Source organism: Blastomonas sp. AAP53, from assembly GCF_000331245.1.
Taxonomy (GTDB): Bacteria; Pseudomonadota; Alphaproteobacteria; order Sphingomonadales; family Sphingomonadaceae; genus Blastomonas.
In genome coordinates, this window is record NZ_ANFZ01000018.1 from 233,344 (window position 1) to 244,800 (window position 11,457).

Annotated in this window: 8 protein-coding genes; 4 read left to right on the forward strand and 4 right to left on the reverse strand. The window is 63.7% G+C overall.

All coding sequences use genetic code 11. From position 1 onward, the window contains the following. Positions 1-356: 356 nt before the first annotated feature. Genes D618_RS0115035 through D618_RS0115050 form a run of 4 tightly spaced genes read right to left on the reverse strand, consistent with a single transcriptional unit; the run spans position 357 to position 6,308 of the window. On the reverse strand, positions 357-1,496 hold the full coding sequence (locus tag D618_RS0115035; protein ID WP_017672361.1) for a hybrid sensor histidine kinase/response regulator: 1,140 nt from the start codon (positions 1,494-1,496) through the stop codon (positions 357-359). After that, positions 1,496-2,053 carry a chemotaxis protein CheB gene (locus D618_RS0115040; protein WP_017672362.1) on the reverse strand — a complete coding sequence of 186 codons (558 nt, stop codon included), beginning with the start codon at positions 2,051-2,053 and terminating at the stop codon, positions 1,496-1,498. The genes D618_RS0115035 and D618_RS0115040 overlap by 1 nt, the downstream gene beginning before the upstream one ends. Then, positions 2,053-2,892 (reverse strand): CheR family methyltransferase, encoded by an 840-nt coding sequence (locus D618_RS0115045; protein ID WP_017672363.1) that lies wholly within the window; start codon positions 2,890-2,892, stop codon positions 2,053-2,055. Before D618_RS0115045 ends, D618_RS0115040 begins: the two co-directional genes overlap by 1 nt. Next, a complete protein-coding gene (locus D618_RS0115050; RefSeq protein WP_238550692.1) occupies positions 2,877-6,308 on the reverse strand; it encodes a response regulator in 3,432 nt (1,143 codons plus the stop codon). The genes D618_RS0115045 and D618_RS0115050 overlap by 16 nt, the downstream gene beginning before the upstream one ends. Before the next feature lie 240 nt (positions 6,309-6,548). Between D618_RS0115050 and D618_RS18615 the strand changes: the two genes are divergently transcribed. From D618_RS18615 to D618_RS0115070, 4 genes are read left to right on the forward strand one after another with little or no spacing between them, the layout of a single operon-like run. Continuing rightward, a complete protein-coding gene (locus D618_RS18615; protein WP_238550693.1) occupies positions 6,549-7,085 on the forward strand; it encodes a 2Fe-2S iron-sulfur cluster-binding protein in 537 nt (178 codons plus the stop codon). Further along, on the forward strand, positions 7,082-8,062 hold the full coding sequence (locus D618_RS0115060) for a xanthine dehydrogenase family protein subunit M (RefSeq protein WP_017672366.1): 981 nt from the start codon (positions 7,082-7,084) through the stop codon (positions 8,060-8,062). Before D618_RS18615 ends, D618_RS0115060 begins: the two co-directional genes overlap by 4 nt. A gap of 3 nt (positions 8,063-8,065) precedes the next feature. Continuing rightward, positions 8,066-10,300, forward strand: coding sequence for a xanthine dehydrogenase family protein molybdopterin-binding subunit (locus D618_RS0115065; RefSeq protein WP_017672367.1), 2,235 nt, complete (start codon positions 8,066-8,068; stop codon positions 10,298-10,300). An 11-nt stretch (positions 10,301-10,311) separates the two neighbouring features. Further along, a complete protein-coding gene (locus D618_RS0115070; RefSeq protein ID WP_017672368.1) occupies positions 10,312-11,376 on the forward strand; it encodes a catalase family protein in 1,065 nt (354 codons plus the stop codon). Positions 11,377-11,457 lie beyond the last annotated feature (81 nt).

The following is an 11,457-nucleotide window of genomic DNA, read 5'->3' on the forward strand; positions in this document are numbered from 1 at the left end:
CAGAGCTGACGGGCCATTCTCGCACCTAGCCGCTGGGTTTATCCAACAGGAGATGTACGGTCCTGTCCGATGCCGTCATCGGCGGAGGCCAAAGGGAACGGCCGGAATGTCCTAGGCCAAGTCTTGTGGACCAACCGTGGAGTGGGTGGTGTTGCATCCGGCTACTGCTTTCGTCGTCACAGAGGCGCGGCTATCCCCTTGGTCAACAGTCTACACGTTGGGGTAGGGTTAGGGATAGGCATCGGGGCGGGTTGGAATAAAATCACATTAGATCATATTTTTAGATATATAATATGACCGACACCCTCTCCGCCAGATAGCAATCCCACAAAATACCCTGATCGGGTGGTCAGGCGCTAGCCGATTGTGGGAAGGCACACCTCAAAGGTACTGCCTTCTCCGGGCGCGCTGTGTTTCAGGCGGATGGTGCCGCCATGCAGCTCGACCAGCTGCTTGACCAGCGCCAGCCCGATCCCGAGGCCATCCTGCTTGACCGTGCCATTGACATCGGCCTGCTCAAAGATGCCAAAAATGCGGCCCTGCTGATCGGGCGCGATGCCGATGCCGTTGTCGGAAACCTCGATCCAGGCGGTCTGGTCCTCGGCGCGCGCGGTCACCCGGATCGTGCCTGCAGCAGGCGTGTATTTGGCTGCATTGCTGACCAGATTGCCGATGATCTGCGCCATGCGCGCGTGGTCGGCATCCAGCAGCACCGGCTTCGGCGGAAGCTCGAGATGCAGCGTGTGTCCGGCCTCGTCGATCGCCGGACGCGATGTCTCGATGGCGAACGCCAGCACGTCGTTCAGGTCCACCCGCTCGCGCTGCAGCGAGATCTTGCCCTGTTCGATCCGCGAGATATCGAGCAGGTCTTCCACCAGCCGCGTCATGTGCGTCAGATAGCGGCTCATCGAAGTGCGGATTTCGCCCTCGACCGGTTGGCCCTTCTTGCGCTCGAGCATGATCAGTCCGGCGTTGAGCGCCATGATCGGGTTGCGCAGCTCGTGCCCCAGAACGGCAAGAAAGCGGTTCTTCTGGATGTCGGCCTGTTTGAGCGACTCGGTCAGCGCGGCAAGCTCATCGCGCTGGACCGCCAGTTGCCGGCGCTGGCTGTAGAGCTCGAGAAACACCCGCGCCTTGGACCTGAGAATATCGGCTTCGATCGGCTTCTGGATGAAATCGACCGCGCCCGCCTCATAGCCCTTGAAGCGCCGGGTACCGTCGCTGGCGCCAGCGGTGACGAAGATGATCGGAATGTGCCGCGATCGTTCGTTGTTGCGCATGAACTCGGCGAGCTCGAAGCCGTCCATGCCGGGCATCTGGACGTCGAGAAAGGCCAGCGCATAGTCCTTGACCAGCAACAGCTCCAGCGCCGCCTCGCCGCTGCGCGCGGTATCGCAGCTCAGCCCCTCGCGGCGCAGCAAGGCGCTCAGGGCAATCAGGTTTTCCTCAAGGTCATCGACCAGCAGGATGCGAACCGGATCGTCAGCCATCGTCATCACGCTGCCTCCTTCCTCAGGAACTCGATTATCTCGTCGATACTCAGCGATTGCGCCAACGGACAGGCTTCCAGCGCGGCCAGCGGCATCGCAGGCATTTCGGCGGTGCTGGGGTCCTGGACGATGGCCGTACCACCGGCCGCACCGATCGCTCGCAGACCCTGGGCACCGTCATGGTTGGCGCCGGTGAGGATGATGCCCGTCACAGCGTCACTCAGGGCATCGGCCGCCGTCTCGAACAGCACGTCGATGGCGGGGCGCGAGAAGTTGACGGGTTCGTCGGAGGACAGGGCAATCGTCATGTTTTTCTCGATCAGCAGATGGTAGCCGGGCGGGGCGAAATAGATCGTGCCTTGTCCTAGCGGTTCCTTGTCCTCTGCTTCCTTGACGTCGAGAAGACATCGGGCCCGCAGCAAACTGACCAGCGGGTTGTCGTTGCGCTGGGGCACATGGAGGACGATGAGGATCGGGCAGGAAAACTGTGGCGGCAAGGCTGTCAGGATCGACAGCAGCGCCTGCACCCCGCCCGCCGAAGCGCCGATGACGATCGCCCGCATCACGACGCAGTCCGCTGATAGATCTTCTCTTCGCGCTCGAACTCGTCAAAGGCATCGGCATGCGCGGAAAACCGCAGGCTCTCCTTCGATCCGAGACCCAGAAAGCCTCTGCGCGCAAGAGAATCGCGAAACAGGCCGACCGCGCGATCCTGCAGTTCGCGGTCGAAATAGATCAGCACGTTGCGGCACGAAATCAGGTGCATTTCGCCGAATGCGGCATCGGTGACCAGGCTGTGGTCGGAAAACACGACCTGGCTGGAAAGCGACCTGTCGAAAACGGCACGCCCATAATCGGCGGTGTAGTAATCGGACAGCGATGATCGCCCACCCGATCGCTGATGATTTTCGGTGAACAGCCTTATCTGGTCGAGCGAATAGACCCCGGCCTGCGCCGCCTTGAGCGCGGTCGGATTGATGTCGGTGGCATAGAACAGGGTCTTCCTGGCCAGCCCCTCCTCGTGAAACAGGATGGAGAGTGAATAAAGTTCTTCGCCGTTGCTGCAGCCTGCCACCCACACCTTGAGCGAGGGATAGGTGTGGAGGTGCGGAATGACCTTTTCGCGCAGCGCGCGGAAATAGGACGGATCGCGAAACATCTCGCTCACCTGAACCGTCAGGAAATCGAGCAGACGGGGCAGGAGCGTCGCATCGCGCAGCACCGCAGCCTGGATCTCGGAAATGCTGGCATAGCCCAGCTGGCTGCGTGCCTGCAGCAAGCGGCGCTTGATCGACGCACGCGCGTACTGGCGGAAGTCATAGTGATAATGCTGGTACAACGCTTCCAGCAGCAGCTGGATTTCGATGTCCTCGATCGAGCTGGTCACTAGCGCGGCATCCATACCCGCACCAGCGAGAGCAGCTTGTCGACATCGATGGGCTTGGCCATGTAATCGTTCGCCCCGGCATCGAGGCAGTTCTGCTGATCGTCGGGCATGGCCTTGGCGGTGAGCATGATGACCGGCAGCTTGGCCCATTTCGGGTTGCCGCGCATCGTGCGCACCGCCGTCAGCCCGTCCATGACCGGCATCATCACATCCATCAGCACCAGGTCGATCGGCTTTTCGGCCCCATCGGCGCTTGCCTCCAGCATATCGAGCGCCTCCTGGCCGTTGCGTGCGATCTTGGCGATGACGCCGCGCGGTTCGAGAACGCTGGTGAGCGAATAAACGTTCCGCACATCGTCCTCGACGATAAGCACGCGCCGCCCTTCGAGCGCGGCATCGCGATGCCGGGCTTTTTCGAGCATTCGGCGCTGCTCGGGCGGCATCTCGGCGACCACCTGGTGGAGGAACAGCGAGACCTCGTCGAGCAGCCGCTCGGGCGACTTGGCCCCCTTGATGATGATCGAGCTGGAATAGCGGCGCAGGCGCTGCTCTTCTTCCGACGTCAGATCGCGCCCGGTATAGATGATCACCGGCGGATAGGCGCGATCGCTGTCCTGGCTGAGCTCTTCCAGCAGCGAGAAGCCCGAGGCATCGGGCAGCGCCAGATCGAGCACCATGCAATCAAAGGGTTCGCTGCGCAGCAGCTCGAGGCACCGCGCCACGGTGCCCACGCCCACGGTTTCGACATCCTGCGACTTGAGCAGTTCGGACACCGCGTCGCGCTGCACGTCATTGTCCTCGACGATGAGAACCCGCCGCATCGATGAGGCGAGCTTCTTCTGAAGACCGCCCAGCACTTCGGCCAGCCGTTCGCGCTGCACCGGCTTTTCCAGATAGCCGATCGCCCCCAGCGCCAGCGCAGTCTGGCTCTGGTCGGCGCCCGAGATCACGTGGATCGGAATGTGCCGGGTTTCGTCCTGATGCTTGAGATGATCGAGCACGGTCAGCCCCGACTGGTCGGGAAGGCCGATATCGAGCACGATCGCGCTGGGCTTGTAGTCGCGCGCAATGTCGATCGCCTCCTGCGCGGTGCCGGCGACGATGCACTGGAAGCCCATTTCGTGCGACAGATCGCACACGATCGAGGCAAAGGTTGCATCGTCCTCGATCACCAGCAGCAGACGCTTGCCGGTATCGAGCGCATTGCGGTCGGCCTGGACCTCGGACGTGCGAAGCTTGGCAGCGGGACGACGCATGGCAGGTTGCGGGCTGGCCACCGCCGGTTGCGGCGCGGAGCGCGCCTGCTCGCGCACGGGGACCCGGGCGGGATCATAGGTCGCAGGAATGGTTAGCATGAACCGGCTGCCCGCGCCCACCTCGCTCTCCACCGTGATCGCGCCGCCCAGCAGCCGGGCCAGCTCGCGCGAGATCGACAGGCCCAGTCCGGTTCCGCCGTACCTGCGGCTGATCGAGCCGTCGGCCTGCTGGAACGCATCGAAGATGCTGTCCTGCTGTTCCTTGGTGATGCCGATGCCGGTGTCCGCGACCGTGAGGGTCACTGTGTCGTCGTCCGCCGATGCCACGGTCAATCGCACGCTGCCGCTCTCGGTGAACTTCAGCGCATTCGACATCAGGTTCTTGAGGATCTGTTCTAGCCGCATGCGATCGGTCAGGATGGAGCGCGGACACTCATCGGACAGCTCGAGCGTCAGCGTCAGCCCCCGCTCGTCGGCGATGGGTTGGAACACCTTTTTCAGATCGCCCAGCAGCCGGTCCATCGGAACCGACCCCGCCTGGATTTCGATATGCCCCGCCTCGATCTTGGAAAGGTCGAGAATGTCGTTGATCAGGTTGAGCAGATCGTTGCCCGACGACTGGATCGTCTGCGCGAACCGCACCTGTTCGGACGACAGATTGCCATCGGGATTGTCGCCGAGCAGCTTGGACAGGATCAGCAGCGAGTTGAGCGGGGTGCGCAGCTCGTGGCTCATGTTCGCCAGGAAGTCGGTCTTGTACTGGCTCGCCTGTTCCAGTTCGCGCGCCTTGAGCTGCAAGGTCGCACTGGCGCGCTCCAGCTCGTCGCGCTGGGTCTCGAGCGCTTGCGCCTGCTCTTCCAGCTGGCTGTTGGTCTGCTCGAGCTCGACCTGCTGCAGCTCCAGCCGCGCCTGCGATTCGCGCAGCGCCGCCCCCTGCTCCTCGAGCTCTTCGTTCGAAACCCGCAGCTCTTCCGATTGCGCCTGCAGCTCGCTGGCCTGACGCTGGGTTTCCTCGAGCGCATCCTGCAGCCGTTCGCGAAACCGCGCCGAGCGCAGCGCGATGCCGATAGCGCCTGACGCCTCGTCGAGCAGTTCCAGCACCACCTGGTCGACCGGCTCGAAGAAGCCGAGTTCGATCACCGCATTGACCGCATCGTCGGCCTTGGCAGGAGCAATGACGAGATGCCGCGGCGCCGAGCGACCGAGCGACGATCCGACCGTGAGGTAACCGGGCGGAACATCGCCCAGGACCATGATCCGGCCATCGACCGCAACCTGTCCCATCAGCCCCTCATGGAGCGCGAATTCAGTCGGGACATCGGCATCGCCGGGCACGCCGAGCATGCTGGCGCGCCGGAAGCTGCCGCTCTCCCCCTTGAACAGCGCGCCTGCCGGACTGCCGGTGCGCTCGTGCAGGAAGGACAGGATGGCTGCGGCAAGCTCCGATACCGTCTTGTCACCCATCATCGCCTTGCCCAGATCGGCCTGCGCGGCCTGAAGCCACTGCTGGCGCTCACGGCTGCGGGTGTTGCGCATGAACAGGAAGAAGACTGCGACCGTCAGCCCGATGCCGCTGAGGCTGGTCATGACGACGCTGAGAACGGCCGCCTGTGAGGCAGCGGCCATTGCAACCAGCCGGGTTTCACGCATCCTCTGTTCTTCGCGCGTCATCCGGGCGACATATTCACGGATGTCGTCCATGACAGTCTTGCCGCGATCGGTGGCCAGTGCCGCGATCGCGGCCTCTACGCCCTGGGTGCGCCGCACCTCGATGACGTCCGCCATGATCCGCATCCTGGCCGTGATCCTGTTCTCCAGCGCGGCGAAGTTTTCCTTCTGGAGCGGGTTCGTGCGCGTCAGGCCATCGAGCTTGCGCAGTTCGTCATCGGCCCGCGCGATCCCTTCGGAATAGGGTTCGAGATAGGCATCGCGCCCCGTCAGCAGGAATCCGCGCTGCCCGGTTTCAGCATCGAGCGTGGCGGACAGCACATCGTCGAGCGTGGTCAGAACGCCGTGCGTGCGCCGGATTTCGCGCTCGCTGTCGCGCACATTCTCGATGTTGAAATAGGCAATCACCGCGCTGATGACGAAGAAAGCGATGCCGATGACCAGCCCCACGAAGGCCCATCTGCTCGCGACGCTATAGGGTTGCGTGGTTCCGCTGGACTTTGTCACGCTGCCTCTTTTCGCAATGTTGGTTCCCGCATTTCTTAGCCGTGCGCAGGTAGCATGCACAAGGCTGCGAAGGCCAGCCCGGGCTTGCGAACCTTGTGACAGCCAAAGCCACTGGCGGATCAACTGCGAAACTGCGGCAGGGCGCGCGCGATGATCGCGATAAATCAGCCAGGGGCGGGATCGCTCCCCAGGTTTGCACGTACCCAAATTGCAACCCCAGCGAAAAGGTATCCAGCAGACATGGTTTCAAGCACTGCCATGGCCGTCGTGAATGGCGTCGCCAATCCATTGCCAGCCGATCCGCGGCGGACCTTGCTCGAATGGCTCCGCGAGGATCTGGGGCTGACCGGTACCAAGAAGGGGTGCGACCACGGGCAGTGCGGTGCATGTACCGTTCTGGTCGAGGGGCGTCGCATCAACTCGTGCCTTTCGCTCGCCCAGCTGCATGATGGTGACGAGATCGAGACGATTGAAGCGATCGGTACGCCTGACAAGCTTGCGCCGCTCCAGCGGGCGTTTGTGACACACGATGGCTTCCAGTGCGGATATTGCACGCCCGGCCAGATCTGTTCGGCAAAAGCGCTGATGCAGGAACTCGCCGACGGCTGGGCGAGCGCGCAGACAGAGGATCTGACCGCACGGCCATCCCCCACGCCCGAAGAATTGCGCGAACGGATGAGTGGCAACATCTGCCGCTGCGGCGCTTACTCGAACATCATTGCCGCACTCGAAGAGGTGATCGCAGCGGATGCTGATCATCAAGGGACAGTGGCATGAGACCGTTTGCACTCGACCACGCCGCATCGACGGCAGAAGCGCTGCAGTTCCTGGACGATGGCGCAACAGCGATCGCCGGGGGCACCAACCTGGTCGACCTGATGAAGCTGCAGATCGCCACGCCCGAACGGCTCGTCTCGCTCCGACGCTCCGGCCTTGGCGACATCGCGCAGGATGGCGAAGGGCTGAGAATCGGCGCGCTTGTCACCAATGCCGATTGCGCCGCAGACATGCAGGTTCGCGAGAACTGGCCGTTGCTCGCCAAGGCCATTCTGGCAGGCGCCAGCCCGCAGTTGCGCAATCGCGCAACGACAGGCGGGAACCTGTGTCAACGGACGCGTTGCGGCTATTTCTACGATACCAGCCAGGCGTGCAACAAGCGGGACCCGGGTTCGGGCTGTGCCGCGCGCGAGGGCTTTAATCGTATCCATGCCGTGCTTGGCACCAGCGATGCGTGCATCGCGACCTATCCGGGGGACATGGCTGTGGCCATGCTCGCGCTGGAGGCGGTCGTCCTCACGCAAGGCCCGTCGGGCGAGCGCGAGATCCCCATTGCGCAGTTCCATCTGCCGCCCGGCGACGACCCCGCGCGCGACAACGTGCTGGAAGCAGGCGAGCTCATCACCGCCGTGCGGCTGCCCGCGCCGACAGGTGGCGTGCAGATATACCGCAAGGTGCGCGATCGCGCCTCTTATGCCTTTGCGCTGGTGTCGGTGGCGGTCGATCTGACAATGAACGAGGGGCGCATTGCACGGTGCGCACTGGCTTTCGGCAGCCTCGGCACGGTGCCCTGGCGCGATCCGGCGGTAGAGCAGGTGCTGATCGGGGAGGCGCCCAGCTCGGCGCTGTTCGCCAAGGCTGCAGAGGTCCTGCTGAAGGATGCGCAGGGCTTTGGCGCGAACGACTTCAAGATTCCGCTCGCTGCGCGTGCGCTCGCCGCGACGCTGAACGACGCCACACGAACTGGAAAGGCCTGACCCATGCGCTTGCCCCTGGCCGATATGTACAACACCCCCGACGAGCGCAATCTGCTGGACACCATGAAGCAGGGTGTCATCGGCAAGCCGCTCGACCGCCCGGAAGGGCCGCTCAAGGTCAGCGGCACCGCGACCTATTCGGCAGAATGGAAAATCGACGGCTTCGTCGAAGGCGTGCTGGTTCTGGCGGGCATTCCGCAAGGCACCGTCAAGACCATCCATCGCGACCCTGTTCTGGCCATGCCGGGCGTGCTGGCGGTTCTTGCCGACGAAGCGATGGTTCGTCGCTCGGTCCAGGGCACCGCCGGCAAGGCTCCGGTGCAGGATGTCCATACGGTCGACTATTTCGCCCAGCCCGTAGCCCTGGTCGTGGCAGAGACGTTCGAGCAGGCCCGCGACGCCGCACTTGCGCTCAAAGTGGACTATGACGACGCACAAGTCCCGGTCGCGTTCGACCCGGAAAGCCCCGATGCCGAGGTCGAGCAGCCGTCTGACGAGGAGCCCGTCGTAGGCGGCGATCTCGACCAGGCGATGCGCGAAGCGGCGTTCAGCATCGATGTCGAATACCATACGCCCGGCCATGCCAGCGCTGCGATGGAGCCCCATGCCACGATTGCGTACTGGGAGGATGACCATCTCATCCTGCGCGGCAGCTATCAGATGCTGGCCTACAATGTGAAGGAAATCGCCGATTGCCTGTCGATGCCGGCCAAGAAGGTCCGGATCATCGCGCCTTATGTCGGTGGGGGCTTCGGCTCCAAGCTGGGGATCACGCACGAGGCGGTAGCCGCTGCCATTGCGGCCAAGGCTCTGGATCGCCCGGTGCGGGTGGTGATGACACGCCAGCAGGTGTTCCAGACCGTCATGCGCCGTTCCGAAACACGCCAACGTGTGCGCCTCGCCACCGATGCGGCCGGCAAGATCATCGGCCTGGGCCATGAAGCGCATGTTTCCAACCTGCCCGGGGAGGATTTTGCCGAACCTGTCACGCAAGCGACCGAGTTTCTGTACGGCGGAGAGAACCGCCTGCTCAAGGTGGAGGTCGCGCGGATCTGCCGGATGACTGCAGGGTCCGTCCGCGCGCCCGGAGAAGCCGTGGGCATGCAGGTGCTCGAAGCCGCAATGGACGAGCTTGCCGAAGCGGTCGGTATCGATCCTGTCGAGCTGAGGAAGCGCAACCTGCCTGGCAAGGTGCCGGTCGAGGGCACGCCCTATTCGTCGCGAATGCTGGTCGAAGCGCTGGAGCAGGGCGCTGCACAGTTTGGCTGGGACAAGCGCAAGCCCGCGCCCTGCCAGACGCGCGAGGGTGACTGGTGGATCGGGATGGGCGTGGCCAGTGCCGCGCGCGTCAACATGCTGACACTTGCCGAGGCGCGCGTCACGCTCAAGGCAGATGGTACCGCACTGGTCGAGAGCGACCAGACCGATATCGGCACCGGCACCTATGCCATTCTGGGGCAGATCGCGGGCGAAATGCTGGGCCTGCCGATCAGCCAGGTGAAGGTCGTGCTGGGTGATACCAGCCTGCCGCCGGGTGCCGGATCGGGCGGCAGTTTCGGCGCGATCTCGACCGGCTCTGCGGTCATGCGCGCCTGCGAGGCAATCCGCGAAAAACTGGCCAAGCACATGGAAAGTGATGCCGATGAACTCGAAATTCGCGACGGGATGGCCAGTTTTGACGGTCGCGAGCGTTCGCTCGTCGAGCTTCTGGACGGCAAGGACATTGCCGAAGTCGGCTCGATCAAGCCCGGCAAGACCTTGAAGGATTTCTCGCAAGCGAGCTACGGCGCATTCTTTGCAGAAGTCGCGGTTCACGCCTTCACCGGTGAAGTGCGCGTGCGCCGGATGACCGGGGCGTTCGGCTTTGGCCGCGTGCTCAACGCCAAGACTGCGCGGTCGCAGTGCCTGGGCGGCATGGTCTGGGGCATTGGCAGCGCACTGACCGAGGAGCTGGCGTTCGACACGCGCGATGGCCATCTGGTCAACCACGATCTGGCCGAATACCACGTGCCCGTGCACGCCGACGTTCCCGCGCTCGAGGTGATCCTGCTGGAAGAGCGCGATGCGGCGGCCAGCCCGCTGCAGGCAAAGGGCGTCGGTGAACTCGGCATCTGCGGCGCGGCCGGTGCGATTGCCAACGCCGTCCGCAACGCCTGCGGCGTGCGCGTGCGCAGCTTCCCACTCACGCTCGACAAGGTCCTCCCCCATTTGCCCGACCCGTTTGCATCGGCCGCCTGAAGGATCGTTTCGTGATAGCACCTCCGCTTCGTTACGCCGCCGACCTTGAACAGCTTCAGCCCGATGAGGCGGAAACCGATGCCAGCCTCGAACAGTCGTTCGACCACATTCTGGAAACCACGGCGGCAGATTATGGCCATGCGGTGCGTGCCGTGCATGCCAAGGCGCACGGCCTGTTCGAGGGCACGTTCACGGTTGACGGCCATCTTCCGCCAGAACTCGCGCAGGGCCTGTTTGCGAGGCCCGGCACCTATTCCGCTGCGCTGCGCGTCTCGACCAATCCTGGAGATATCCTGGATGATAACGTCGTGCTTCCGCGGGGCATAGCGCTTAAGGTCGAGCGCGTTGAGGGCGAGCGCCTTCCCGGTGCGGAGGGCGATGGTCAGGATTTCCTGATGGTCAACGGCCCCGTCTTTGCCGTGCCCACGCCAGACAAGTTTGCAGGCAAGCTGAAACTGCTCGCCGCGACCACCGATCGCGCCGAGGGTGCAAAGGTCGCGCTCTCGACAGTGCTCGGCTTCATCAACTCCGCTCTGGGCAAGGTTGGCCTCGAATCGCAGGCCCTGGCAGGAATGGGCGGTTTGCCGCAGGTTCACCCGCTGGGCGAAACCTATTTCACCACCGTGCCGTTCCGCTATGGCGATCATGTCGCAAAGTTCCGCCTGCGTCCGCTTTCGCCCTCGCTCACGGTTCTGACCGGCACGATCATCGACACCTCCGGGCGGCCCGATGGCCTGCGCGAAACCATCCGCGAAGATGCCGCCAAGCTGACCGGCGAGTGGGCCTTCGAGGTTCAGCTTGCGCGCGATCTGGAGAAACAGCCGATCAAGGATGCCAGCGTCGAATGGAAGGAAGAGGACGCGCCCTTCGTTCAGGTTGCGACTTTGCGTATAGAGCCGCAGGACAGCTGGTTCGAAGACAAGGTGCGGCGCATCGACGAAGCCTTGCACTTCTCTCCATGGAACGCGCTGGTGGCGCATCGGCCGCTGGGCGGCATCAACCGCGCCCGCCGCCGCGCTTACAAGCACTCGTCGGATTTCCGTGTCCGGGTCAACGGCTGCCCCCTCTCTGGTTAGGCACACGCTACCGCACGGGCCGGCGAACTGCGTGGGTGTCCTGAGCCATGACCGACCCACCGGTATCGCGCTTCACCTGTC

Bases quoted from the DNA above. Each gene is read 5' to 3' on its own strand.
- D618_RS0115035 (WP_017672361.1), bottom strand. From the start codon at position 1,496: ATGACGATGGCTGACGATCCGGTTCGCATCCTGCTGGTCGATGACCTT.
- D618_RS0115040 (WP_017672362.1), bottom strand. From the start codon at position 2,053: ATGCGGGCGATCGTCATCGGCGCTTCGGCGGGCGGGGTGCAGGCGCTG.
- D618_RS0115045 (WP_017672363.1), bottom strand. From the start codon at position 2,892: ATGGATGCCGCGCTAGTGACCAGCTCGATCGAGGACATCGAAATCCAG.
- D618_RS18615 (WP_238550693.1), top strand. From the start codon at position 6,549: ATGGTTTCAAGCACTGCCATGGCCGTCGTGAATGGCGTCGCCAATCCA.
- D618_RS0115060 (WP_017672366.1), top strand. From the start codon at position 7,082: ATGAGACCGTTTGCACTCGACCACGCCGCATCGACGGCAGAAGCGCTG.
- D618_RS0115065 (WP_017672367.1), top strand. From the start codon at position 8,066: ATGCGCTTGCCCCTGGCCGATATGTACAACACCCCCGACGAGCGCAAT.